Here is a 24,294-nt window from a genome sequence, read left to right as displayed (position 1 = left end):
CTGAACAGTCCGTACGCCGGTGGGCCCGGTCCCGAGTGCCAGTCACCCGGGGCCGGGCCCACCGGCGTATCGGCTTATCCTGAATGTCCTGAGCACACCGCTCGTCTGTTGTCGTTCGTCGTCGTTCCTGAATCGCGGAGCCTGTCTTGTACTTCACCGACCGTGGCATCGAGGAGCTGGAGAAGCGGCGCGGCGAGGAGGAAGTCACCTTCGAGTGGCTCGCCGAGCAGCTCCGCACCTTCGTGGACCTCAACCCGGACTTCGAGGTCCCGGTCGAGCGCCTGGCGACGTGGCTTGCCCGTCTGGACGACGAGGACGAGGACGAGTAGGGCTTCAGGCCCACCCGGACCCGGCGTCGGCCGCCCGCACCCTGTCGTACGCGAGCCCCAGGGAGCCGTGCACCAGCAGGAGCGCCCCCGCCACGGCCCATCCTCCGCTGCGTCGCCGCGCGGCCCACGCCAGGAGCGGCAGCCCGGCGGTCATCTGCGCCACGGCCAGCGCGCGGGCCCGGGGGCCCCGCAGCCAGGGTCCGAAGGGGCCACGCTCGACCACGTCGAGCTCCGCCCGCACCGCCTCCCGCCACCCGGACCACTCGATCTCCCGCACCCCCGGCATCACCCGTGCCACGGCGCGCAGCCGGTCGGCGGGCTCCCCGGGGCCGAGGCCGGACGGAAGCTTCACCCCTGCCCGCGTGAGGACAGCGAGCAGTCCCAGCAGTCGCGCGCGGGCGTCGGACTCTGGGTCGGGGCGCCCCAGGGCCTCCAGGGACTGCATGTCCAGGACGGGGTCGAGGCCGAGGCGCGCGGCGAAGGTGCGCAGGGCCTCGTCCTCACCGACGGGCGTCCCGTTCGCCAGCCACACGTACTCGACGGTGCGCCGGAAGCCCGCCGCGAGGGTGCAGCCCGAGCGGTCGGCGTCCCACCACAGCGCGAGCACCGGCCAGTTCGACCCCACGGCGAGCGCGGTGGCCCAGCCGGTGAGCACCCGGTCCACCGGTTCGTCACCGTGCACCCAGGGCTTTCCCTCAGGCACCAGCACGCTCCACTCGCGGCCCGCCGGAGCGAGCAGCATCTGTTCGCGCAAGAGGCGGGCGGCGGGCTCGACCACGTCGGGTTCGGCCCGGCAGAGCAGCAGCGCACCGGCGGTGGCGTGCTCGAAAGCTTCGGACGACATGGCCCCACGCTAGGTCAAATCACCTTATTTAGCGCAGAGACGCGATGGTGTCTTGACTTTCCGTAACCACGATATATCGTGTATCTCAGAGACGCGATATGGCGCGTGATGGGGTGCTGATGCTGATGGGTTGGGCTTGCGGGCCCCCTGTTCATCGCCGTCGTCGCCGTCCATCGCGCCACCCAGCCCGCCCGAGGAGGTCAGCCCGATGTCAGAGTGGTCCGTCGCCGAGCCCCAGAAGCTCACGTTCGACGCCCCCGTGAAGACCCTCCATGTGCGCGTCGTCAACGGAACAGTGAACGTCGTGGGCACCGACGAAGTTTCCGCCCGGCTCGAGGTCTCCGAGATCGAGGGGCCACCCCTGACCGTCACGCAGGCCGACGGCACCCTGACCGTCGCGTACGACGACCTGCCCTGGAAGGGCTTCCTCAAGTGGCTCGACCGCAAGGGCTGGCGACGCAGTGCCGTGGTCTCCCTGGCCGTCCCCGCGGGCACCCGCGTCGAGGTGGGCGTGGTCGGGGCGGGCGCTGTGGTCTCGGGCATCGAGGGGAGTACCGAGGTCAAGGGCGTCACCGGCGACACGACCCTCGTCGGCCTCTCGGGCCGGGTGCGCGCCGACACGGTCTCGGGCAGCCTGGAGGCACAGGGCATCACCGGCGACCTCCGGTTCAACTCGGTCTCCGGGGACCTGACCGTCTTCGAGGGCGCGGGCTCCTCCGTTCGGGCCGATTCGGTGAGCGGCTCGATGATCGTGGACCTCGACCCCGCGGGCGCCCCGACCGACATCGGCCTGACGAGCGTCTCGGGCGAGATCGCGATACGGCTGCCCCATCCGACGGACGCGGACGTCGAAGCGAACACCGCGAGCGGTTCGGTGTCCAACGCGTTCGAGGATCTGCGGGTCAGCGGCCAGTGGGGGGCGAAGAAGATCACCGGCCGCCTGGGCTCGGGCAGCGGAAAGCTCAAGGCGACGACGGTATCGGGGTCCATCGCACTGCTGCGCAGGCCACCGGCGGAGGAGGACCCGTCCGACGAGGTCCCGCCGACTGTGCCCCCAACGGACCCGACGGACGCTCCCCCTGCCGACGACGCCCCGACCGACAAGAAGGTGCTCTGACATGGCCCCCGTGTTCGCCCACGGCCGACTGCGCCTGTACCTGCTCAAGCTCCTCGACGAGGCGCCGCGCCACGGCTACGAGGTGATCCGCCTCCTGGAGGAGCGCTTCCAGGGGCTGTACGCGCCCTCGGCCGGGACGGTCTACCCGCGCTTGGCGAAGCTGGAGGCTGAGGGCCTGGTCACGCACACCACAGAGGGCGGCCGCAAGGTGTACGCCATCACGGACGCCGGCCGCGCCGAACTGGCCGACCGCAGCGGTGAGCTGGCCGATCTGGAGCTGGAGATCCGCGATTCCGTCGCCGAGCTCGCGGCCGAGATCCGTGACGGCGTGCGGGGCGCGGCCGGCGAGCTCCGCCGTGAGATGCGGGCGGCGGCCAGGGAGGCGCGCGCGTCCGGCGGCGGGCCCGAGGGCAGGAGCGCCGGCACCGAGGGCAAGAGCCCCGGCTCCGGCTCCGGCTCCGGCTCCGGCTCCGGCAAGCCCTTCCCCGACCCGTCGGACTTCTTCGACGGTTCCTGGGGTGACAAGGATGGCTGGCGGCAGGCGAAGGAGGAGTTCAAGCGCGCCAAGCAGGAGTGGAAGGAGCAGGCCCGGCGGGCGAAGGACGAGACCCGCAGGGCACGCGAGGACGCCCAGCGTGCCCGGCGCCAGGCCCAGGACGCGCAGGAGACCGCGCGTGCCCAGGCGCAGGAAGAGGTGCAGCGCATCGCACGGCGCGTCCAGGACCAGGTGCAGGACCACTTCACGCGGGGCGACTGGCCGACGGGGGTCCGCGAAGGGCTGACGGAACTGGCCAAGGAGTTCGGCGAGTTCGGCAAGGACCTGGGCAAGGACTTCGGCCGCAAGGGGCCGCGATCCACCGCCGAGGAGCCCAAGTTCACGTCGGCCCCCGAGGACGTGGTCCCCACGGAGTACGTCCCGGAGTGGGCCCAGGAGGACACCACCGGCAATCCGGCACGTGACCTGGACCGGCTGCTTGACCGCTTCCGTGACGACATTCGTGACGCGGCCCGGGACCACGGCGTGACGGAGGATCAACTGCGCGACGCCCGCCGCCACTTGTCGTCGGCTGCGGCCCACATCGCCGCGACCCTGCGCACACCGAAGGGCTGACCTGGGCGGCCCACGCGGGCCGCCCAGGCAGGCCACGCCAGCCACCCAGGCCGCAGCCCCGTCGGGCTACGCGGCGCCTTCGCCGTACAGCACCCGCTCCACCGACTCATGGGTCACGCCATGGTCCGCGAGGACTTCGCTGACGGGGCCGGGGCGGACGGTCAGGGCGAACAGGATGTGCTCGTCACCGATGTGCCGGTCCCGGCGCGCGGTGGCGATGCGCAGGGACTTCTCCAGGGTGTCCTTGGCCTCGCGGGTGAACGGCGGGTGCCCGCTCCAGCCCCGGCCCCGCCCCGGGCGCCCGGCCGTCCGGCCACCCGCCAACGCGCCCACGCCGTGGGTCTCTTCGACCCGGGAGACGATCTCGGACACGTCGATGCCGAGTTCGGCCAGCGCCTCCGTGTCAGCCTGTGAGAGGCCGCCGCGGCGCCGTGCCTCGCCCAGCGCACCCTTGATCGAGTCACGGCGGCGCACGGCCCCGAGCGAGGCCAGGGCGAAGGACGCCCGGCTGGCCTCGCGGTCGAGCAGCGCGAGGAGCATGTGCCCGTCGTCGACGGAGGCCGCACCCTCGCCCTCGGCATGCTCGACCGCGCCCTTGACCACGGCGCGGGCGTCCTTCGTGAAGCGCTCGAACATCACTGCCTCCCGTACTTCTTGTGCACGGCCTGCCTGCTCACTCCGAGCTCCGCGGCGATCCCCTGCCACGACCAGCCCTGCTGACGCGCACTGCGCACCTGCACGGCCTCCAACTGCTCCACCAGCCTCCGCAGCGCGGAGACGGCCCGCAGTCCGACTCGTGGGTCACGATCACCCGCACGCTCGGCGAGATCCGTAGCTTCGGTCATGCATGTCAACTTACGTTGACAAGAGGTAGATGTCAATCAAAGTTGACGCTCAAGGTCATCCGACTTCGAGCACGATCTTCCCGAACAGGTCGCCGGACTCCACGCGCTCGAAGCCCTCACGCGCCCGGTCCAGCGGCAGCACCTCGTCGATGATGGGGCGCACTCCGGTGGCCGCGCAGAAGGACAGCAGGTCCTCCAGTTCGTCCTTGGACCCCATCGTCGAACCGACGATCTTCAGCTCCAGGAAGAAGACCCGGGTCAGCTCCGCGTGCGAGGGCCTGTCACCGCTGGTCGCACCCGAGATCACCAGAGTGCCGCCCGGCTTGAGGGACTTGACGGAGTGCGACCACGTCGCCGCCCCCACCGTCTCGATGACGGCGTCCACCCGCTCCGGCAGCCGCGCCCCGGTCTCGACGGCCTCCACCGCGCCCAGCTCCAGGGCCCGCTTCCGCTTGGCCTCGTCGCGGCTGGTGGCGAAGACCCGGAGCCCCGCCGCCTTGCCGAGCACGATCGCGGCCGTCGCGACGCCGCCGCCCGCACCCTGGACGAGGACCGAATCCCCGGGGCGCACCCCGGCATTGGTGAAGAGCATGCGGTACGCGGTGAGCCACGCGGTCGGCAGGCAGGCCGCCTCCGCGAACGACAGCTCCTTCGGCTTCGGCAGCACGTTCCACGTGGGGACGGACACCTGCTCGGCGAACGTCCCCTGGTACTTCTCGGTGAGGATCGAGCGGCCTTCGCCCGCGTCGACCCCGTACCCGGTCTGGCCGATGACGGAGTGCAGGACGACCTCGTTGCCGTGCTCGTCGATCCCCGCGGCGTCACAGCCGAGGATCATCGGCAGCCTGGCCTCGGGGAGGCCGACTCCGCGCAGGGACCACAGATCGTGGTGGTTGAGAGAGGCGGCCCGGACGTTCACGGTCGACCAGCCGGGCCTGGCCTCGGGGGCGGGTCGCTCCCCCAACTCAAGGCCATTGAGCGGCTGGTCACGGTCGATGCGGGCGGCGTAGGCAGCGAACATGAGGGTGACGATAGGCGCGCGGCCTACCTGTACGTAACCGGATGCCTCTGTGACACACCCCGCACCCGACCACATGCCGTCAGACGCCGACGGCGAGCGCCCGAGAGGAGAGACGCCCACCCGTTCAAGAGACTGAAACGGGTGGGCGGGCGGAAAAGCATGGGCCCCGCCACAACGTGACGGGGCCCGGAGATCAGCGGCGAGCCACGCCCTCCGCACGAGCGGCCGCCGCAACAGCCGCGGTGACCGCCGGGGCGACCCGCTCGTCGAACGGCGAGGGGATCACGTAGTCGGCGGAGAGCTCATCGCCCACCACGCCGGCCAGCGCCTCCGCCGCGGCGATCTTCATCGTCTCGGTGATCCGCGAGGCCCGCACCTGCAGCGCGCCCGCGAAGATGCCGGGGAAGGCGAGCACGTTGTTGATCTGGTTCGGGTAGTCCGAACGCCCCGTCGCGACGACAGCCGCGTACTTGTGGGCGATGTCCGGGTGCACCTCGGGGTTCGGGTTGGCCATGGCGAACACGAACGAGTTCGGCGCCATGGAGGCGACCGCGGGCTCGGGGACGGTGCCGCCCGAGACGCCGATGAACACGTCCGCACCCGCGAGGGCGCTCTCCAGCGAACCGCTGAGCCCTGCCTTGTTGGTGATCTCCGCGAGCTCACGCTTGACCGGGGTGAGGTCGTCCCGGTCCCGGCTCACGACGCCCTTGCGGTCCGCGACCGCCACATCGCCGAGGCCCGCTTCGAGCAGGAACTTGGCGATGGCGACACCGGCCGCACCGGCGCCGGAGATCACGGCACGCAGCTCACCGAGCGTGCGCCCGGTCAGTCGCGCCGCGTTGCGCAGCGCGGCGAGCGTCACGACCGCCGTGCCGTGCTGGTCGTCGTGGAAGACCGGAATGTCGAGCCGCTCCTGGAGCTTGCGCTCGATCTCGAAGCAGCGCGGCGCCGAGATGTCCTCGAGGTTCACACCACCGAAGGACGGCGCCATGCGCACCACCGTCTCGACGATCTCGTCCGCGTCCGTCGTCGCGAGCGCGATCGGGACCGCGTCCACGCCGCCGAACTGCTTGAACAGAATGGCCTTGCCCTCCATCACGGGGAGGGATGCCTCGGGACCGATGTCACCGAGGCCGAGGACGGCCGTACCGTCGGTGACCACGGCCACGACGTTCGACTTCCATGTGTAGTCGTTCACCAGCTCCGGCTGCTCGGCGATCGCGGTGCACACTTTCGCGACGCCGGGCGTGTACGCCAGGGACAGGTCGTCCTTGTCCCGCACCGGCACAGTGGCCTGCACGGCCATCTTGCCGCCACGGTGCAGCGCGAACGCCGGATCGAAGGGCTCTTCAGCGCCTTCGTGACCCGTACTGCTGTCGCTGCGAGGATTGACGATCTCCGCTGCCACTTGTCTTACCCCTTAAGTCTTAAATCATCAGTTGAGGGTGTCCACTCCTGGTTGAGAAGTGGGCGGGCACCGCGTCTGTTCCCCGCCTGTCGGCGGAGGGAGGTACAGACACGCGAGCGCGCCGCACACGCGCCCTGGGCCCCGGATGAGGGGTGTAACGCACCTTTCTACCTGACGGTCCTTGCCATGGGCGAGTGGGATTGGTTACGTGAGGCACCCGCGGTGGTTGTAGTGGTCCCACAAGAGCGGGTGCGGGCCGATGCCCGAATTCTCCGTCGAGCGCACGCCGCCGGTCCGCATCGCGAGATTCACCCGAGATTCACTGAAGATCTCAAATGGCGGTACTTCGTTCCCGGGCGGTACGGCCCTGTTGTCCCGGCCTGTCTGGGTACCCCGGTCACCCGTTATCCGATTTTGACATCTCTGGCACCCAGAATCGGACGGTCCGAATGGCAAGATGCCGTCATCACACGAGGTCGCGACACCCGAAGGTGTGTGCACGACCGCTCGGCAACTCCCTCATCCGCCGGAGGACCCTCATGACCGCACGCTCCATTTGTCGTACCACCGCCGGTAAGTCCGCGAAGTCCCGGATGGCCACGGTCGGCGCGATCGCGGTCGCCGGCGCGCTGCTGCTGACCGGCTGCGGTGACCAGACCAAGAGCAAGGACGAGGGCGGCGAGAAGGTGAGCAACGCACCGCTCGCCGACAAGCTCCCCAAGGACATCCGGGACGGCGGCGTCATCAAGGTCGGTTCGGACATCGCCTACCCGCCCGTCGAGTTCAAGGACAAGTCCGGCAAGACCGTCGGCATCGACCCCGACCTCGGCGCAGCCCTCGGCAAGCAGCTCGGCGTGGAGTTCCAGTTCGACAACGGCACCTTCGACACCCTGCTCGGCGGTCTGCGCTCCAAGCGCTACGACCTCGCGATGTCGGCCATGACCGACACCAAGAACCGCCAGGAAGGCGTCGACGAGGAGACCGGCAAGAAGATCGGCGACGGCGTCGACTTCGTCGACTACTTCACCGCGGGCGTCTCGATCTACACCAAGAAGGGCGAGGACCAGGGGATCAAGACCTGGGCCGACCTCTGCGGCAAGAAGATCGTCGTCCAGCGCGGCACCGTCTCGCACGACCTGGCCAAGGCCGAGTCGAAGAAGTGCAAGGGCGGCAAGAAGATCGCCATCGAGTCCTTCGACAACGACCAGCAGGCCCAGACGCGACTGCGCTCCGGCGGCGCGGACGCGGGCTCCTCGGACTTCCCGGTCGCGGCGTACGCGGTGAAGACCTCGGGCGGCGGCAAGGACTTCGAGCTGGTCGGCGAGCAGGTCGAGGCCGCGCCGTACGGCATCGCGATCTCGAAGAAGAACCCCGAGCTGCGTGACGCGATCAAGGCCGCGCTCGACGCGATCATCAAGAACGGCGAGTACGAGAAGATCATCTCGAAGTGGGGCGTCGAGGACGGCGCGGTCAAGGAAGCCCAGATCAACGGCGGCAAGTGACCGCGTAACCGTCTCGCCGCTGAAAGGCCATTCCCGTGACTACGGACATCTCCAAGAAGGGGCCTGAGGACACACCCCCGTCCTCCCACCCCGAGGCCATCAAGGCCATCCCGGTGCGCCACTACGGCCGGTATGTCGCCGCGGTCGCCGCCATCGGTGCGCTCGCCGCGATCGTCTACGCGTTCTCCCAGGGCGACATCAACTGGGACGCGATTCCTGACAACTTCTTCGACGACCGCATCCTCAGGGGCGTCCGCGAGACGCTGATCCTGACCTTCCTGTCGATGCTCATCGGCGTGGTCGGCGGCATCGTCCTCTCCGTGATGCGGATGTCGAAGAACCCGGTGACGTCCTCGATCGCCTGGTTCTACATCTGGTTCTTCCGCGGTACGCCGGTCCTGGTGCAGCTCTTCGTCTGGTTCAACCTCGGCTTCGTCTTCGACTACGTGAACCTCGGCCCCGTCTACAAGGACGAGTGGTCGGACTTCATGACGCCGTTCCTGACGGCGCTGCTCGGCCTCGGTCTCAACGAGGCCGCGTACATGGCGGAGATCTGCCGCGCCGGTCTGCTCTCGGTCGACGAGGGCCAGACCGAGGCCTCGCACGCGCTCGGCATGAGCCACGGCAAGACGCTGCGCCGTGTCGTGCTTCCGCAGGCGATGCGCGTGGTCGTGCCGCCGACGGGCAACGAAGTCATCAACATGCTGAAGACGACCTCGCTGGTCGCGGCGGTCCAGTACTACGAGCTCCTGAAGTACGCCCAGGACATCGGCACCTCGTCCGGCGCCACGGTGGAGACCCTGCTGCTCGCCGCCTGCTGGTACCTGATCATGACGTCGATCCTCAGCGTCGGCCAGTTCTACCTGGAGCGCTACTACGCCCGCGGTTCGTCGCGCTCCTTGCCGGCCACTCCCTTCCAGAAGATCAAGGCCAACATGCTGTCGCTCGGCAACCGTTCGGGGGCGAGCTCATGACCACCGCCATGGTGAAGTCCGAGGGCGTCCACAAGTCCTTCGGCAACGTCGAGGTCCTCAAGGGCATCGACCTGGAGGTCAAGTCGGGTGAGGTCTTCTGCCTCATCGGCCCGTCGGGCTCCGGCAAGTCGACGTTCCTGCGCTGCATCAACCACCTGGAGAAGATCAACGCCGGGCGGCTCTACGTCGACGGCGAGCTGGTCGGCTACCGGCAGAAGGGAGACAAGCTGTACGAGCTCAAGGACAGCGAAGTCGCCCTCAAGCGCCGGGACATCGGCATGGTCTTCCAGCGCTTCAACCTCTTCCCGCACATGACGGCCCTCGAGAACGTCATGGAGGCGCCGGTCCAGGTCAAGGGCGAGACGAAGGCAGCGGCGAAGGCGCGCGCCGGTCAGCTCCTGGAGCGCGTCGGCCTCGCGGACAAGGCGAAGAACTACCCGTCGCAGCTCTCGGGCGGCCAGCAGCAGCGCGTGGCCATCGCCCGTGCGTTGGCGATGGACCCGAAGCTGATGCTCTTCGACGAGCCGACGTCGGCGCTCGACCCGGAGCTGGTCGGTGACGTGCTCGACGTCATGCGCGACCTCGCGGAGTCCGGCATGACGATGATCGTCGTCACGCACGAGATGGGCTTCGCGCGCGAGGTCGGCGACAGCCTCGTCTTCATGGACGAGGGCGTCGTGGTCGAGTCCGGCCACCCGCGCGAGGTCCTGACGAATCCGCAGCACGAGCGGACGCAGTCGTTCCTCTCCAAGGTGCTGTAACTCCTGCTCACGCAGAGGGCGGTACGGATCCCGGATCCGTACCGCCCTTTGCGTACCCCCTACTTGAGGCCGAGCACCATCGCGTCCGAAGGCGAGGACCACACCGTCCGCGCCTCGCCGAAGCCCGCGTCGCGCAGCGTGCGCGCGTGCCACTCGGGCGGGGGCGTGTCGCCGTCCGCGTGCTCGCCGTAGATCTCGAAGCGCTTGGCGGTGGGCCCGGCGAGCACCGGGTCCTTGGCGGCGAGCTCCCACCATTCCCGCCAGTCCACGGCGCCCTCGGCCTTGGCCGCTTCCATGCGGGCGTGCCGCTGGGCCCGGTCGGCGTCGTTCAGGCGGGGCGTCGCCGGGTCGGGCATGTGGTCGGCGTTCATGAAGACGCCGCCGTCGCGCACGATGCCCGCGATCTGCCCGTAGAGGGTGGTGAGGGGCTCGCTGTGCAGCCAGTGCAGGGCGGTGGCGGTGAGGACGGCGTCGTACGCGTCGTACGGGAGCTGCGCCGTCCACTCGGGGTCCTTGAGGTCCGCTGTCACGAACGTGACGCGGTCGTCCCCGGCGAAGGTGCCCTCGGCGATGGCCAGGAGCGCGGGGTCGAGGTCGACGCCCGTACTGACCGCGTTCGGGAACCTCTTGAGCAGCCGGTCCGTAATACTCCCCGTACCGCACGCGAGGTCGAGGACGCGCGGCTCGGCGCCGACGACGGCCTCGACCATGTCCAGCATGACCCTGAACCGCTCCTCTCGGTCCGGCAGATACCACTCCTGCTGCCGGTCCCAGCTGTCCTGCCAGGCACGCCAGTCGGCTGTGGCCACCGTTTCCGTCATGAGAAGCCCTCCCGTACGTAATACGCTCTCGTAATACCCTAGAAGCGCGCGCAACTGTTACTCACGCACCTGACGAAGATAGCCCGCCCCGGTAAGGACTACAAGTGGAACTGGCCTATTACTCGGACTACGCCGTACGTCTGGTCAACAGCGAGGAGCCGGGTCGCAACAAGGACACGCTGACGTCGGTCGATGCGGTCCGTGAGCTGTTCGGAGGCAGTTCGCAGGCGGCACGTCGCGCCACGGACTCCGATGTCACCCGCTTCCGTTCGGTGCGGGCCAGGCTCAGGGCGGTCTTCGAGGCGGCCGACGGCGGGGACGAGACCCTCGCGGTGGACCTGCTGAACTCACTGCTCATGGAGTTCCCGGTCAGCCCGCAGATCTCGGGCCACGACCACCGCGACGACGACGGCAACCCGTTGTGGCACATGCACCTCGCGGACCACCCCTCGAACGCCACCTCCGGGTACGCCGCGATCGCCGCGATGGGCCTCGCCTTCCACCTCACCGAGCACGGGGTCGACCGCCTCGGCCTGTGCGAGGCAGCGCCCTGCCGCAACGCCTACCTCGACACGTCGACGAACCGCTCCCGACGCTACTGCTCGGACCGCTGCGCGACCCGCGCCAATGTCGCCGCCTACCGCGCCCGCAAGCGCCTGGAGACGGAGCGGTCGGCCAGCACGGGCCGCGCGGCCGACACGGCCCAGCGCAGCAGGCTGAACGGCGAGCGCTGACCGGGCCTCAGCTGGGGCGGGCGGTAGCGGAACCACACCTTCCCCAGGACGAGTTCCTCGGGCACCGTGCCGTAGTCCGTGCTGTCCCCTCCCGCGTACGTGTTGTCCCCGAGCACCCACCAGCCGCCATCGCGCCGCTCGGCGGCGCGCTTGACGACCAACAGGTCCTGCTGGAACGGATGGCGGAGCACCACCACGTCACCCGCTCGGACCCGCGCGCCCCACTGCACCACCAGGCGGTCCCCGTGGTAGAGCGTGGGCACCATCGAAGGGCCGGTCACCTCGGCCGCGCCCAACGGCAGGATGGCCCTTCTGTGTTCGCTCTCCTGCGGCAGCTCCGGCATCACCGCACCTCCCCGGTCCTATCCTCCACGAGTCCCAGTCTGACCCTGGACTTTTGTCCTAAGCCCATGGGGGCACTCGCGAAAACCCGTCTCTCACGGAGTAATGTCCCACCTGAGAAGACGATCACGAGGAAGGACCGCTGCATGCTTTCCCGCCTGTTTGCCCCCAAGGTAAAGGTCAGCGCCCACTGCGACCTCCCCTGCGGCGTGTACGACCCGGCCCAGGCCCGCATCGAGGCCGAGTCGGTCAAGGCCGTCCAGGAGAAGATGGCCGGCAACGACGACGCGCAGTTCCAGACGCGCGCCATCGGCATCAAGGAGCAGCGCGCGGAGCTCGCCAAGCACCACGTCTCGGTGCTCTGGAGCGACTACTTCAAGCCCCCGCACTTCGAGAAGTACCCGGAGCTGCACCAGCTGGTCAACGACACCCTCAAGGCCCTCTCGGCCGCCAAGGGCTCGTCCGACCCGGCCACGGGCCAGAAGGCGCTGGACTACATCGCCCAGATCGACAAGATCTTCTGGGAGACCAAGAAGGCCTGAGCCTTCGCGTCACGTCAGCTGAAAGCACCCGGCATCCGCGCGGAGCCGGGTGCTTTCGGCGTTCCGCCCCCCGATCAGCCCTGCAGCGCCGCAAGGCCTTTGCGCAGGTCCTCCGCATTCATCACGGGGTAGATCTCGACCTCGGCGCCAAGCTCCAGGAAGAACGGCTCGGCGATGGACGGCATCTCCGAGCTGTCCTGCATGTCGAAGACGAAGGTGGCGGTGCGGCCGCCGTCGCAGGGGCCGAAGTACGCCGCCTCCGGCTTGAGCTGTTCCGTCACCGACTGCATCAGCTTCGGCAGCGTTCCGTTCTTGATCGCCTCGTTCGAGATCTGGGTGTCCAGACGCGCTCTGAGCATGACTCTCATGGCACTCACTTCCTCCCTTCCAGGGTCTCGCCGACCGCGCCGCCCCGCACCTGCGGGGCCGGTCGCCCGCCCTGCCGTCGCGACGCCGGGTAAATCAGTTGCCCTCGCGGCCCGCCTCCTGCTGCACTCTCTGTACGCCCCGACCCGTCAAGGAGACGCAATGCGCCGTTCGTTCATGTCCAGCCAGAAGGGAACTGCCATCAACCCAGAGGACATGACACTCAGTGCATACGCCGAGCACGACCAACTCCCTGAATCTGGGGATCCTGGCGCACGTTGACGCCGGTAAGACCAGCCTGACCGAGCGGCTTCTGCACGCCGCCGGTGTCATCGACGAGATCGGTCGCGTCGACGCGGGCAACACCCAGACCGATTCACTCGCCCTGGAGCGGCAGCGCGGCATCACGATCAAGTCCGCCGTCGTCTCCTTCGCCGTCGACGACGTCACGGTCAATCTCATCGACACCCCCGGGCACCCGGACTTCATCGCCGAGGTGGAACGGGTGCTGAGCGTGCTCGACGGCGCCGTACTCGTCATCTCCGCGGTCGAGGGCGTCCAGGCGCAGACCCGCGTACTCATGCGGACGCTGCGGCGGCTCCGCATTCCCACGCTCGTCTTCGTGAACAAGATCGACCGCCGCGGCGCGCGCCACGAGGATCTGCTGCGGGACATCTCGGAGCGGCTCGTGGCGGACATCGTGCCCATGGGGGCGGTCCACGGCCTCGGCGGTCGTGACGGGGCCTTCGTACCCTTCGACGACGGTGACCCCTCCTTCACCGCCCGCCTCGTCGACGTACTCGCCACGCACGACGACGACCTGCTCCGCGCGTACGTCGACGACGAGGCGGGGCTCTCCTACGGGCGCCTGCGCGCCGAACTCGCCAGGCAGACCGAGCGGGCCCTGGTGCACCCGGTGTTCTTCGGTTCGGCCGCCACCGGAGCGGGCGTCGGCGCACTCATCGCGGGCATCCGGGAGTTGCTGCCGTCCGCGGACGGCTCCCTGCGCGCCGACGACCCGGCGTCCGGCACCGTCTTCAAGGTCGAGCGCGGGGACGCCGGGGAGAAGGTCGCGTACGTCCGGATGTTCGCGGGGATGATCCGCACGCGGGACCGGCTGCCGTTCGGCGGCGGGCGCGAGGGCAAGGTCACCGCGGTGAGCGTCTTCGACCGCGGGTCCGCCACCGCGCGCGAGGGCGTTCTCGCGGGGCAGATCGGGAAGGTGTGGGGGCTCGGCGACATCCGGATCGGTGATGTCGTCGGCGCCACGCACGTGGACGGGAGAGGCGGCGGAGACGGTCGGCACCACTTCTCGCCGCCCACCCTGGAAACCGTCGTCGTCCCCACCCGCCCCGGCGACAAGGGCGCCCTGCACCTCGCGCTCGCCCAGCTCGCCGAGCAGGACCCGCTGATCAATCTGCGACAGGACGATCTCCGCCAGGAGGTCCACGTGTCGTTGTACGGCGAGGTCCAGAAGGAGGTCATCCAGGCGACACTCCTCGACGAGTACGGCATCGACGTCACGTTCCGCGAGACCACGACCATCTGCGTGGAGCGCGTGACCGGGAGCGGGTCCGCCTTCGAGATCATCGACAAGGACGACAACCCCTTCCTGGCCACCGTCGGCCTGCGCGTCGATCCCGGTCCGCCGGGTTCCGGCGTGGAGTTCCGCCTGGAGGTCGAGCTCGGCTCGATGCCGTACGCGTTCTTCCGCGCCGTCGAGGAGAGCGTGCGCGAAGCCCTGCACCAGGGGGTCCACGGGTGGGAGGTCGACGACTGCGTCGTCACCATGACGCACTCGGGGTACTGGCCCCGGCAGAGCCACGCGCACGGCACCTTCGACAAGAGCATGTCGAGCACGGCCGGCGACTTCCGGCAGCTGACTCCGCTGGTCCTCCTGAGCGCGCTGCGACGGGCGGGCACCGAAGTGCACGAACCGCTGCACCACTTCCGGCTCAGCGTCCCGGACGACGTGTTCGGGCAGCTCCTGCCCGCGCTCTCACGGCTGCGGGCGGTCCCGCACACCCAGACGGCACGCGGAGCCTCGTACGAGGTCGAGGGTGAGATCCCCGCGGCCCGCGTCCACGAGCTCGAGCAGCTGCTGCCCTCGCTGACGCACGGCGAGGGCGAGCTGGAGTCCGCCTTCGAGCGGTACCAGCCGGTCCGGGGCGAGGCCCCGGACCGGCCGCGGACCGACCGCAACCCGCTCTGCCGCAAGGAGTACCTGCGGGAGGTGGCGGGTGTCCGGCGCTAGCCGCGCGGGGCCAGGGAGCTGCTCAGCGCCGGAAGGCGGGCAGGCCGAGGGCGCGCACGCGGGCGGGGTCGACGAGGATGTTGAGCTCGACGATCCTGCCGCTGGCGATCGTGAACTCCATGACCGATACGACCTCGCCGTCCGGCACTCCGACCATGCCGTAGCGGCCGTTGACGAGCGCGATCTCGGTGGTCGGCGCCGCCTGCTTGAACATCGCCGCCTGCCCGGCCACCACCGACGCGCCCCGGACCAACTGCGAGAGGCCGGAGGCCAGTTCGCCGGTGTCGGCCCGCAACACCACATCCGGGTCGAGCAGTTCGAGCAGCGCGTCGAAGTCGCCGCCCCGAGCGGCCGCGAGGAAGGCGCCGACGACCTCGCGCTGGCGTACGGGGTCGTTGTCGGGGACGGGCGCGGAGCCCTGCACCCGGCGGCGGGCCCGGCTCGCGAGCTGCCGGGTCGCGGCCGGGGTGCGCTCCACGATCGGGGCGACCTCGTCGAAGGGCACGGCGAACATGTCGTGCAGCACGAACGCGAGGCGTTCGGCGGGCGCCAGTGTCTCAAGGACGACGAGCAGCGCGAGGCCCACCGAGTCGGCGAGGAGCACCTCCTGCTCGGGGTCGACCACATCTCCCCAGCTGACCACCGGGTCCGGCACATGGGTGTCCACCGATACGGACAGGGACTCCTCGCGCCGCGACTGCCGCGTACGCAGCATGTCGAGGCAGATCCGGCCGACGACCGTCGTCAGCCAGCCCCCCAGGTTCACCACCTCGCCGATGTCGGAGCGACTGAGGCGTATCCAGGACTCCTGGACCGCGTCCTCGGACTCGCTGAGCGAACCGAGCATGCGATAGGCGACAGCCTTCAAATGCGGCCGGTGCTCCTCGAATCGGGCCGCCAGCGCCTCGTCCTGGTCCACCGCGGATCTGTTCCGGTCCACCGCTGCCTTGTTCTGGTCCATCTGTCACATTCCCTCGTCGCGGTACGTCGTAGAAGTGACGCACCGTGCCAGCGCACTTGGAGGCAAACAGTAATGAACACGCAGACGCCAGGGCCCCGCGCGCCCGAGCAGCGCAAGCGGGACGCCCTGCACCGCCTCGCCCACGACATCGACGCCTGGGTGGCCACGGCCGACGCGGACAGCGGAACCCCGTATCTGATCCCGCTGTCCTTCCTCTGGGACGGCGAGAGCCTGCTGGTGGCCACCCCGGATGCCAGCGTCACCGGACGCAACCTCCGGGCGGCCGGCAAGGCGCGGGTCGGCCTCGGCCCGACCCGCGACGTCGTCCTCATCGAGGGCGCCGTACGCGCCCTGGGCGAGGGCGAGTTGACTCCCGAGGCCGGTGATGACTTCGCCGAGAAGACGGGCTTCGACCCGCGCAAGCTCGACACCGTGTACGCCTACTTCCGCATCACCCCGCAGCGGCTCCAGGCCTGGCGCGAGGCCGACGAGCTGGAGGGCCGGGAGCTGATGCTGGGCGGGCGGTGGACGGTGAAGTAGCCCTGCGGCGCCGCAGGCCGCAGTCAGCCCCGGCCGAGCACCGGGGCCAGCGCCTCCCTGAGGTCATCGGGGCCCGTGTAGTGGAGCCCGGTCATGCCGAGCGCGACGGCCGCGTCCACGTTCTCCTTGCGGTCGTCCACGAACAGGCAGCGCTCGGCGGGGACCCCGGTCCGCTCCACGGCGATCTCGTAGATCCGGCGGTCGGGCTTGACGATGCCGACGCCGGCGCTGCCGACCACGGTGTGCGCGAGGTCGGCGATGCCGAGTTCGGCCAGGTCGTCGTCGAGCCAGGGGGTCGCGTTCGTCACGAGCGCCACGTGCAGGTGCCCGCGGGCCCGCCGGAGCAGGTCCACCACGGTGGCGTCGGCGGAGAACCCGGCCTCGGCCAGCGCGGCGCCCAGGGCGTGCCCGCGCTCATGGGGCACCCGGTCCGCGAGGCCGCGCGCGATCGCGTCCACCCACTCCGCCTTGCCGATGCGCCCGAGCATCAGCGGCAGGTCGGTCTCGGCCGCGAAGGCGATCTCGGCGGTGCTGCCGTGGGGCAGGCCGGCGGCGCGCTCCATCTCCTCCACCACCGACATGTCGTAGAAGCGGATCACGCCGTCGAGATCGCAGAGGACGGCGTCGAACGGCAGCGGCGGCACCTGCCAGGCGAAGCGAAGCTTCTCCTTGGCGTCGGCGCCGATCCGGCCGTAGAAGCGGATCGCGCCCTCGTTCCACGCGGGCGTCTGCCACTGGACCTCGGTGAGGCCAAGGGCACGGGCCTCGGCCGCCACCGCGTCCGTCAGGAGCTCGCCGAGGCCGCGGCCCCGATGTCCGTCACGCAGGAAGAGGCAGTCCATGTGGAGGTACTCGGCGCCGTCCCAGGTGGAGATCTCCGGCGCACACGTCGCGTAACCGACGACCTCCCCACCGGGCAGCTCGGCCACCAGACAGCGCAGACGCGGGTCCGGCACCCCGAAGAGAAGGACGTCCAGGCGCCGCTCCAGGCCTGCGGCGGGCGGCGTGCTCTTCTCGTACACGGCGTGCTCGGCGACCAGTTCCACGATGCGGGGGAGGTCGGCGGGACGAGCGCGGCGGACGCGGGGGACGCGCGGGGCTTCGCCGTGCTGCGCGCGGGGCGAGGGGGCGGTCCCGGCTGTCGGAAACTGATCCAGCTCGGTCATGTCCATGAGCCCATGATGCAGATGCCCGGCTACGCGTCGCCGAGCACCCTCCTCACATGGGCCCGCGCCCGGTCCTGGTCCACGCGATGCACCACGGGACGCGGGACTGCGCGAACCGGGCGGCGATCTCGGCGAGCGGGGCCGGCTCCCACGGCCCCCACGGTGTCTCCGTTCGCACCGCCGTCACGCCCGTCGTGCCGTGCTCAGTCGTCGTCGGAGCGCGCGGGCGCGGGCCCTGTCTCGACCTCGGCCTCGGCCGCTTCAGCTTCCCCACGCCCTTCGCGCCGTCGGCGCTCCACGGGTTCGTCGACGCACGCGTCGCAGCGTGGGTTGTGGCACGGGCCGGCCGGAAAGCCCAGCCGTCAGCGCTTCCTTCGGTACGTCCGCACGACGACGCCGTTGCCGAAGACCCGGGACGCGTCGAGCGCGAACTCACTGATCACGGTCTTCGCACCCGTACCCGCACCCGCGCCGTCGCCCTCGCTCTCGCTCTCGCTCTCGCTCTCGCTCTCGTCGAACATCGGCATGCCGGTCCCCAGAAGCACCGGGTACGTCTTGATGACCAACTCGTCGACCTCGTCCCGCAGCTCCCCCGCGATTTTCGCGCCACCGCAAAGCCAGATGTCGAACTCGCTTTCCTCTTGCTTGAGTTCGCGGACCCTGCCCACCAGGTCTCGCGAGATGATCTCGACATTCGGGTCGGGCGACTTGTCGAGGGTGGTGGACGCCACGTACTCGCGCAGGTGCCCGTACGGACTTGTGATGTCGGCGTCCAGGGCCAAGCGGTAACTGCCCCTGCCCTGGACGATCGTGTCGAAATGCTTGTTCTCCGCGTCCTCGATACCGAGGCTCCGGCGGCCGCCGGTCGGAATCGTCTCCGGGTATTCCGCCTTGAGGAACTCCAGGAACTCCTCGTCCACGAACGGCATGAAGGATCCGCCGTCGCCACTCCGGTCACCGATGAAGCCGTCGATCGACACGGCGACGAAGTAGATGAGCTTTCGCAAGGCGTCTCCCTGACTCGAATTGCGCTTCTTCATGTTCGGCACCGAGGGGAGCACCCGCGTCACCCGCGCCACCCCCGGCGAATTCCCTCCGTGTCGAGCTCCCCCGACACCACCTGCCGCGCGCACTCCGCGAGCCGCAGCCGGTTCGCCCGCGCATGGCGCCGCAACGCCCCGAACGCCTCGTCCACCGTGCACTTCCAGCGTTCGGCGAGCACGCCTTTCGCCTGCTCGACGGCGATCCGGCTGGTGAGGGCCTCCTGCAACCGGCCGCGCTGAATCTCGCTCTGTTCCAGGGAACGCCGCTGGAGTATCGCGATCGTGGCGACATCCGCGAGAGCCTGCGCGAGCGCGATCTCGTCGGGGCCTAGCACGGTCGGCTTCGCCTGGAACAGATTGAGCGTCCCGAGCACCCGATCACCCTGGCGCAGGGGCAGCACCTGCGTCATCGCGTACCCGGCCTCTTGGGCGCGCGCCGCGAACCGCGGCCAGGCGGTGGTCGCCTCCAGGCCGTGGAGCGCGATGTTCGTGTGCGCCGTGCCGGAGCGGTAGCAGTCACGGCACGGCTCCTGCTCCTGCTCCTGCTCCTGCTCCTGCTCCTGCTCCTGCTCCTGCTCCTGCTCCTGCTCCTGCTGCAGGGCGTACAGATCGAGCACCCAGGCGTGCTCGCCGGACGCCGCGACGAGCCTCAACTCGCCCTGGGACTCGGCCAACAGGACGCCCGCCGCCGAGACGCCGAGCAGCTCAACGCAGCGCACGGCCAGGCTCTGCAGGAATTCGGCGACGCCGGAATCGTCAGTCAAGGAGTCGGCCATCTCCACGAATGCCTCCGCCAGAAGTCGCTCGCGGGACGTGTCGCCGGACACCTCACGGGTCATTTCGCGGGACATGGGGCTCGTCCCCCCTTCGTTGTGTCTACGGGCAACACAGCGGTGCTTCGACGACTTTATGCGAATCGGCCCGTGTCGCCACCGTCCGTGCCGAAAGGTTGGGGATCCCGCCACATCGGCCACAGGTGCGGGCCGTCCGGCAGGTCGATGGCCTTGCCGGTGAAATGGAATCCGAGCCGTGCGTACAGCGCGCGGCTGCGGCCGCTGCTCGCCTCCAGATAGGCGTGCAGTCCTTCCCTGTCGCAGCGTTCGAGCACGGAGCCGATCAGTGCGGAGCCGAGCCCTTCGCCCTGCCGCTCCGGGCTCACGCCGATCATGTGCAGGTACTGGTGGGGGCGGTCGGTCGGATGCGACTCACCGGTCAGCCGGCCGATCTCCTCGATCCGCGCGTTGTCCGGGTCGATGGCCGCGCGCAGCTGCGCGGGACCCTCTTCTCCGCCCCCGCCCGCGCTCGGGTCAGCGCCCGCGCTCGGGTCAGCGCCCGCGTCCTCGTCTGCGGGGACGGACCACCACAGCGCGACGGCCGCGCCGTCCTCCGCGATGTCCACGTAGCCCTGGCTCAGCGCGAGGTCGTAGAAGGCGTTCATGAGAGCGCCGTGCCTGCGGCGACGGTACTCCTCACCGGGGAAGACCCAGCTGCTCACCGGATCGTCTCGGAACGCCTCGTCGAGCAGCCGGACCACGTCCGCTCTGTCGCTCTCCCCCGCCCTTCGGATGACTACGCCCACAGCCCGCCCCTTTGCCCCTCGTCCGCGCTCAACTGCGCTTACTTCCCCACCGGTTGCCTCGGTTGCAGCCTAGGTGATCGGGCCCCGGCACACGGGCGAGCCCCGCACCCTGACCGGATCTCGGCGGGGTGCGGGGCACGGCGGTCACGTTCGGCCGTCCTGTTCAGCCCGTGGTGGCGGGTCCGTCTCCTCTCCGCACGTCCTTGTACGTCTCCGTACGTCTCCGTACGTCTAGTGCGTGCGCCGCGTCACGAACTCCGCGAGCGCCAGCAGGCTGCCCGCCGTCTCCGGGACCGGCACCGCGCCGGCGAGCTGGTTGATCGCGCGGGACATCCGGTCGCCCGCGTGCAGGAGCGCCCAGTCCCTGCCGCCCGCCGTCTCGACGGCGTGCGCCATGCGGTCCAGGTCGCCGTCGACCGACGGGCGTCCGTACAGCTCGGCCAGTTCGGCGGCGGCCGGGGTGCCGGAGGCCAGCGCCGCGACCACCGGCAGGGACTTCTTGCGGGCCGCGAGGTCGGCACGCGCTGGCTTGCCCGTGTGCCCCGGATCGCCCCAGATGCCGATCACGTCGTCGATGAGCTGGAAGGCTAGCCCCGCCTCACGGCCGAACCCGTCGAGCGCCTCCACCTCGCTTCGCCCCGCTCCCGCGTACAGCGCCCCCAGCGCACAGGCGCAGCCGAGCAGCGCCCCCGTCTTGGCCTCGGCCATGGCGAGGCACTCGTCGAGCGTGACCTCATCGGGGCCGCGCCGCTCGAACGCGCCGTCCGCCTGCTGGCCCGCGCAGAGCTCCACCACGCAGGCGGCGAGCCGGGCGGCTGCCGCCGGGGCCCCGGGGTGCGGGTCCTCGGCGAGCAGCCGCTGCGCCAGCGCCTGGAGCGCGTCACCGGCCAGGATCGCGTCGGGTTCGCCGAACACGGTCCATGCGGTGGGCCGGTGCCTGCGGGTGGTGTCGCGGTCGATGACGTCGTCGTGCAGCAGGGTGAAGTTGTGGGTCAACTCCACCGCTGCCGCCGCCCGGACAGCCGTGGTCTGATCCCCGCCGAGCGCCCGGACCGCGGCGAGCACGAGCGCGGGCCTGATCGCTTTGCCCGCGTGCCCGGCCGCTGGTGTGCCGTCCGCGTTCTCCCAGCCGAAGTGGTAGAGCGCGATGCGGCGCATGGCTCCGGGCAGCGAGTCGATCGCCCGGCGCAGCTCCGGGTCGACGCACGCGCGCGCCGATGCCAGGATTTCCGCCGCTTCGGACGATTCGTGCCCCGCGTGCTCCTCGTGCTGCTTCATGTCCGTGGTCATGTCCGTCGTCGTGTCCGTCATGGACTCACCCCGGGGAGGATGCGGACGGTGGCGTTTCCTGGGCCTGCGGGCGCGTACGGAAGGGGTGTACCCGGCGGCATGCCCGCAGACACGGCCTCACCGCCAGCGGCCGATCTCGACGTTCTCCAGCACGCCCAGCGCGTCCGGCACCAGGACCGCCGCGGAGTAGTAGGTCGACACGAGGTACGAGATGATCGCCTGCTCGCTGATCCCCATGAAGCGCACGGACAGGCTCGGCTCGATCTCGTCCGGGATGCCGACCTGGTGCAGACCGACGACGCCCTGCTCCTCCTCGCCCGTACGCATACAGATGATCGAGGTGGTGCGGGCCTCGGTGACCGGGATCTTGTTGCACGGATAGATCGGGACCCCCCGCCACGTGGGGATGCGGTGGCCGCCCATGTCGATGGTCTCCGGCACGAGCCCGCGTTTGTTGAGCTCGCGGCCGAAGGCGGAGATCGCGCGCGGGTGGGCCAGGAAGAGCTTCGATCCTCGCCTGCGGCTGAGCAGTTCGTCCATGTCGTCCGGGCTCGGCACGCCGTCGTGTGGCTGCAGCCGCTGCTCGTACTCGCAGTTGTTGAGCAGCCCGAACTCGCGGTTGTTGATCAGCTCGTGCTCCTGGCGCTCCTTGAGCGCCTCGACCGTGAGCCTCAGCTGCTGCTCGGTCTGGTTCATCGGCTGGTTGTAGAGGTCGGCCACGCGCGTGTGGACGCGCAGAACGGTCTGGGCGACGCTCAGTTCGTACTCACGGGGCGCTGACTCGTAGTCGACGTAGGTGCCCGGCAGCACGGCTTCGCCGATGTGTCCGGCGGAGAGGTCGATGGGTGACTCGCCGAACTTATTGGTCCGCTGGGCCGGAATGGACCGCAGCCGCCTCAGATGCTCGCGCAGCGAATCCGTGCGCTCGGCGACCTGCTCCAGGTCCTCGCGGGGCAGGGTGAGCACGGTGCACGCGGTCACCGCGCGCGTCGTGTACTCCCAGATGGCCTCCGGGTCGAGCAGTGCCTGCTCGCCGAAGTAGGAACCGTCGGCGAGCGACCCGAGGACCGTGTCGTCCCCGTAGGGTCCGGTGCCGATCTTCTCGACCCTGCCGTGCGCGAGCAGGAACACCTCGTCGGCCTGACTCCCGAAGGAGGTGATGACCGACCCCGCGGCGAATTCCCGCTGCTGGCAGCGCTGGGCCAGCTCCCCCAGGACCTCGACGTCCTCGTAATCCCGCAGGATCGGCAGTTCGCCGAGCTCCGCCGGGATGACCTGGACCCGGTCTCCGGTCTTCACGAACGTCACCCGGCCGTCACCGACCGAGTAACTCAACCTCCGGTTCACTCGATACGTGCCGCCCTGCACCTGCACCCACGGCAGCGTCCGCAGGAGCCAGCGAGAGCTGATCTCCTGCATCTGCGGCGCGGACTTGGTGGTGGTGGCCAGATTCCGCGCGGCCGACGTACCCAAGCTCTGCTGCGGCTCGGACTGTTCCGCACGGACCTCTTCGCCTACCGACATTGGCTATGCCCTCCCGATCAAGCGCTGATCTGCGCCGACAACCCTTCCAGCACGGTGCGTGTCGGCGCCATTACACAAACGAGCGGGAATGGACCAGGCGAAAGCGGGGCACTCACCCGCGTACCAGGAACGGGGTTCTCGGGGACGGGGAACTCCAAGATCGGTGCATCCGTTGAACAGGACACAGCGGCCGATACTGTTCGTACCGATATGCACCACTCCGCACCCCCGTAGGAGACGGCAATGGCAGGCTTCCTGGATCGCGCCAAGGAACAGGCGCAGCGCGGACTCACGCAGGGCAAGCAGAAGATCGACGAGGTCCAGGCGCAGCGCACGGGCGGCGACCTCCTGAAGAAGCTGGGCGCCGCGTATTACGCACAGCAGCACGGCACGGGAACCCCCGAGGCCACGCAGCAGGCTCTGCGGGCACTCGAGGCCCACATCGCGACGAACGGCGACGCGTTCCTGCACAGCGGGGACCACCGCGGCTGACCAAATCGGCTCGCACGGTGCCCGAACAGCAACGGAATACGTCCGAACGGCTGGTCCGGGCACCGTGGTTCCGGTAAAAGCGGGCATACAAGACGGTCCGCGGCAGGCGGCCGTCGTGCTCCGCAAAGGAGTCGGCCATGGCCCCACCCATGTCCGCGGGCAAGTTCCTGGACGTGCTCAAGGACGAAGGTGTGACGGTCGTCGAAGTCGGCGACTGGCCTCACCACAACCGCAACCACAAGGGGCCGTGGGGGCCCGTGCACGGCGTGATGATCCACCACACGGTCACGTCGGGCAGTCAGCGGACGGTGGAGATCTGCCGGGACGGGTATGCCTCGCTGCCCGGCCCGCTCTGCCACGGCGTCATCACCAAGGACGGCCGCGTCCACCTCGTCGGGTACGGCCGCGCCAACCACGCGGGCCTGGGCGACGACGACGTCCTGCGCGCGGTCATCGCCGAGAAGGCGCTCCCGCCGGACAACGAGGCGAACACCGACGGTAACCGCCACTTCTACGGCTTCGAGTGCGAGAACCTCGGCGACGGCGAGGATCCGTGGCCCGAGGCGCAGCTGGTCGCCATCGAGAGGGTGTCGGCGGCCATCTGCCGCCACCACGGCTGGACCCACCGCTCAGTGATCGGCCACCTCGAATGGCAGCCGGGCAAGATCGACCCCAAGGGCTTCACCATGAACGCCATGCGGGAGCGCGTCGAGGAACGGCTCAAGTAG

The 24,294-nt window shown here is 69.7% G+C and carries 27 protein-coding genes; 12 read left to right on the top strand and 15 right to left on the bottom strand.

The window, feature by feature from the left end; all coding sequences use genetic code 11:
• Positions 1-146: 146 nt before the first annotated feature.
• Complete coding sequence (locus ACZ5WE_RS17830; protein ID WP_003961784.1) at positions 147-329, top strand: DUF6104 family protein; 183 nt, start codon at positions 147-149, stop codon at positions 327-329.
• A gap of 4 nt (positions 330-333) precedes the next feature.
• On the opposite strand, the gene ACZ5WE_RS17825 is transcribed toward ACZ5WE_RS17830, so the two are convergent.
• A complete protein-coding gene (locus tag ACZ5WE_RS17825; RefSeq protein WP_467688973.1) occupies positions 334-1,173 on the bottom strand; it encodes a hypothetical protein in 840 nt (279 codons plus the stop codon).
• 208 nt (positions 1,174-1,381) lie between these two features.
• Here ACZ5WE_RS17825 and ACZ5WE_RS17820 point away from each other — a divergent pair, with 208 nt between their 5' ends.
• Both ACZ5WE_RS17820 and ACZ5WE_RS17815 read left to right on the top strand, forming a co-directional pair.
• Positions 1,382-2,290, top strand: coding sequence for a DUF4097 family beta strand repeat-containing protein (locus tag ACZ5WE_RS17820; protein ID WP_467688972.1), 909 nt, complete (start codon positions 1,382-1,384; stop codon positions 2,288-2,290).
• 1 nt (position 2,291) lies between these two features.
• Positions 2,292-3,401, top strand: a complete 1,110-nt coding sequence (locus ACZ5WE_RS17815; RefSeq protein ID WP_467688970.1) for a PadR family transcriptional regulator — start codon at positions 2,292-2,294, stop codon at positions 3,399-3,401.
• Between the two features lie 66 nt (positions 3,402-3,467).
• Here ACZ5WE_RS17815 and ACZ5WE_RS17810 read toward each other — a convergent pair whose 3' ends face one another.
• The 4 genes from ACZ5WE_RS17810 to ACZ5WE_RS17795 all read right to left on the bottom strand — a co-directional run bounded on the left by ACZ5WE_RS17810 (position 3,468) and on the right by ACZ5WE_RS17795 (position 6,675).
• Positions 3,468-4,037, bottom strand: a complete 570-nt coding sequence (locus tag ACZ5WE_RS17810) for a Clp protease N-terminal domain-containing protein (protein WP_467688969.1) — start codon at positions 4,035-4,037, stop codon at positions 3,468-3,470.
• The gene (locus tag ACZ5WE_RS17805) at positions 4,037-4,246 is read right to left on the bottom strand and encodes a helix-turn-helix domain-containing protein (protein ID WP_160507185.1); all 210 of its coding nucleotides are present in this window, start codon (positions 4,244-4,246) and stop codon (positions 4,037-4,039) included. Before ACZ5WE_RS17805 ends, ACZ5WE_RS17810 begins: the two co-directional genes overlap by 1 nt.
• Positions 4,247-4,301: 55 nt before the next feature.
• Complete coding sequence (locus ACZ5WE_RS17800; protein ID WP_467688967.1) at positions 4,302-5,267, bottom strand: zinc-binding dehydrogenase; 966 nt, start codon at positions 5,265-5,267, stop codon at positions 4,302-4,304.
• Positions 5,268-5,460: 193 nt separating this feature from the next.
• Positions 5,461-6,675 carry an NAD(P)-dependent malic enzyme gene (locus tag ACZ5WE_RS17795; protein WP_249587807.1) on the bottom strand — a complete coding sequence of 405 codons (1,215 nt, stop codon included), beginning with the start codon at positions 6,673-6,675 and terminating at the stop codon, positions 5,461-5,463.
• 539 nt (positions 6,676-7,214) lie between these two features.
• Between ACZ5WE_RS17795 and ACZ5WE_RS17790 the strand changes: the two genes are divergently transcribed.
• The 3 genes from ACZ5WE_RS17790 to ACZ5WE_RS17780 are packed head-to-tail and all read left to right on the top strand — an operon-like array spanning position 7,215 to position 9,912.
• The gene (locus ACZ5WE_RS17790) at positions 7,215-8,177 is read left to right on the top strand and encodes an ABC transporter substrate-binding protein (RefSeq protein WP_467688965.1); all 963 of its coding nucleotides are present in this window, start codon (positions 7,215-7,217) and stop codon (positions 8,175-8,177) included.
• Positions 8,178-8,212: 35 nt separating this feature from the next.
• Positions 8,213-9,151, top strand: coding sequence for an amino acid ABC transporter permease (locus tag ACZ5WE_RS17785; protein ID WP_467688963.1), 939 nt, complete (start codon positions 8,213-8,215; stop codon positions 9,149-9,151).
• An 8-nt stretch (positions 9,152-9,159) separates the two neighbouring features.
• Positions 9,160-9,912 carry an amino acid ABC transporter ATP-binding protein gene (locus ACZ5WE_RS17780; RefSeq protein WP_467689219.1) on the top strand — a complete coding sequence of 251 codons (753 nt, stop codon included), beginning with the start codon at positions 9,160-9,162 and terminating at the stop codon, positions 9,910-9,912.
• Positions 9,913-9,971: 59 nt separating this feature from the next.
• Here the strand turns inward: ACZ5WE_RS17780 and ACZ5WE_RS17775 are convergent, their stop codons facing one another.
• On the bottom strand, positions 9,972-10,733 hold the full coding sequence (locus ACZ5WE_RS17775) for a class I SAM-dependent methyltransferase (protein WP_467688961.1): 762 nt from the start codon (positions 10,731-10,733) through the stop codon (positions 9,972-9,974).
• Positions 10,734-10,837: 104 nt separating this feature from the next.
• Here ACZ5WE_RS17775 and ACZ5WE_RS17770 point away from each other — a divergent pair, with 104 nt between their 5' ends.
• Positions 10,838-11,467 (top strand): CGNR zinc finger domain-containing protein, encoded by a 630-nt coding sequence (locus ACZ5WE_RS17770; protein WP_467688959.1) that lies wholly within the window; start codon positions 10,838-10,840, stop codon positions 11,465-11,467.
• Here ACZ5WE_RS17770 and sodX read toward each other — a convergent pair.
• On the bottom strand, positions 11,371-11,811 hold the full coding sequence (gene sodX / locus ACZ5WE_RS17765; RefSeq protein ID WP_467688957.1) for a nickel-type superoxide dismutase maturation protease: 441 nt from the start codon (positions 11,809-11,811) through the stop codon (positions 11,371-11,373). The two genes, ACZ5WE_RS17770 and sodX, sit on opposite strands and share 97 nt — an antisense overlap.
• A 144-nt stretch (positions 11,812-11,955) precedes the next feature.
• Between sodX and sodN the strand changes: the two genes are divergently transcribed.
• Positions 11,956-12,351, top strand: a complete 396-nt coding sequence (gene sodN / locus ACZ5WE_RS17760; RefSeq protein ID WP_190081992.1) for a superoxide dismutase, Ni — start codon at positions 11,956-11,958, stop codon at positions 12,349-12,351.
• Between the two features lie 74 nt (positions 12,352-12,425).
• Here sodN and ACZ5WE_RS17755 read toward each other — a convergent pair whose 3' ends face one another.
• Positions 12,426-12,719, bottom strand: coding sequence for a hypothetical protein (locus tag ACZ5WE_RS17755; protein WP_467688955.1), 294 nt, complete (start codon positions 12,717-12,719; stop codon positions 12,426-12,428).
• A gap of 224 nt (positions 12,720-12,943) precedes the next feature.
• Here ACZ5WE_RS17755 and ACZ5WE_RS17750 point away from each other — a divergent pair, with 224 nt between their 5' ends.
• A complete protein-coding gene (locus ACZ5WE_RS17750) occupies positions 12,944-14,971 on the top strand; it encodes a GTP-binding protein (protein ID WP_467688954.1) in 2,028 nt (675 codons plus the stop codon).
• 22 nt (positions 14,972-14,993) lie between these two features.
• On the opposite strand, the gene ACZ5WE_RS17745 is transcribed toward ACZ5WE_RS17750, so the two are convergent.
• Entirely contained in the window at positions 14,994-15,932 is a 939-nt protein-coding gene (locus tag ACZ5WE_RS17745) for a sigma-70 family RNA polymerase sigma factor (protein WP_467688952.1), read from the bottom strand.
• Positions 15,933-16,004: 72 nt separating this feature from the next.
• On the opposite strand from ACZ5WE_RS17745, the gene ACZ5WE_RS17740 reads away from it, so the two are divergent.
• A complete protein-coding gene (locus ACZ5WE_RS17740; RefSeq protein ID WP_467688950.1) occupies positions 16,005-16,472 on the top strand; it encodes a pyridoxamine 5'-phosphate oxidase family protein in 468 nt (155 codons plus the stop codon).
• Positions 16,473-16,495: 23 nt separating this feature from the next.
• On the opposite strand, the gene ACZ5WE_RS17735 is transcribed toward ACZ5WE_RS17740, so the two are convergent.
• From ACZ5WE_RS17735 to ACZ5WE_RS17710, 6 genes are all read right to left on the bottom strand, one after another.
• Entirely contained in the window at positions 16,496-17,644 is a 1,149-nt protein-coding gene (locus ACZ5WE_RS17735; RefSeq protein ID WP_467688948.1) for a GNAT family N-acetyltransferase, read from the bottom strand.
• Positions 17,645-18,000: 356 nt separating this feature from the next.
• Positions 18,001-18,645, bottom strand: coding sequence for a dihydrofolate reductase family protein (locus tag ACZ5WE_RS17730; protein WP_467688947.1), 645 nt, complete (start codon positions 18,643-18,645; stop codon positions 18,001-18,003).
• A 59-nt stretch (positions 18,646-18,704) separates the two neighbouring features.
• Positions 18,705-19,532: an ANTAR domain-containing protein gene (locus tag ACZ5WE_RS17725; RefSeq protein ID WP_467688945.1), complete on the bottom strand. Its 828-nt coding sequence runs from the start codon at positions 19,530-19,532 to the stop codon at positions 18,705-18,707.
• 56 nt (positions 19,533-19,588) lie between these two features.
• Positions 19,589-20,260, bottom strand: coding sequence for a GNAT family N-acetyltransferase (locus ACZ5WE_RS17720; protein WP_467688943.1), 672 nt, complete (start codon positions 20,258-20,260; stop codon positions 19,589-19,591).
• A gap of 231 nt (positions 20,261-20,491) precedes the next feature.
• On the bottom strand, positions 20,492-21,538 hold the full coding sequence (locus tag ACZ5WE_RS17715) for a family 2 encapsulin nanocompartment cargo protein polyprenyl transferase (RefSeq protein WP_467689217.1): 1,047 nt from the start codon (positions 21,536-21,538) through the stop codon (positions 20,492-20,494).
• Between the two features lie 129 nt (positions 21,539-21,667).
• A complete protein-coding gene (locus ACZ5WE_RS17710) occupies positions 21,668-23,074 on the bottom strand; it encodes a family 2B encapsulin nanocompartment shell protein (RefSeq protein ID WP_467688941.1) in 1,407 nt (468 codons plus the stop codon).
• A 243-nt stretch (positions 23,075-23,317) separates the two neighbouring features.
• Here ACZ5WE_RS17710 and ACZ5WE_RS17705 point away from each other — a divergent pair, with 243 nt between their 5' ends.
• Together ACZ5WE_RS17705 and ACZ5WE_RS17700 are read left to right on the top strand one after the other, a co-directional pair.
• The gene (locus ACZ5WE_RS17705; RefSeq protein ID WP_467688940.1) at positions 23,318-23,566 is read left to right on the top strand and encodes a hypothetical protein; all 249 of its coding nucleotides are present in this window, start codon (positions 23,318-23,320) and stop codon (positions 23,564-23,566) included.
• Between the two features lie 137 nt (positions 23,567-23,703).
• Positions 23,704-24,294, top strand: coding sequence for an N-acetylmuramoyl-L-alanine amidase (locus ACZ5WE_RS17700; RefSeq protein ID WP_467688939.1), 591 nt, complete (start codon positions 23,704-23,706; stop codon positions 24,292-24,294).

Source organism: Streptomyces sp. NPDC033180 (assembly GCF_055577645.1).
The sequence above is the reverse complement of the archived record's forward strand: the minus strand, read 5'-3'. Positions and strand labels throughout refer to the sequence as shown.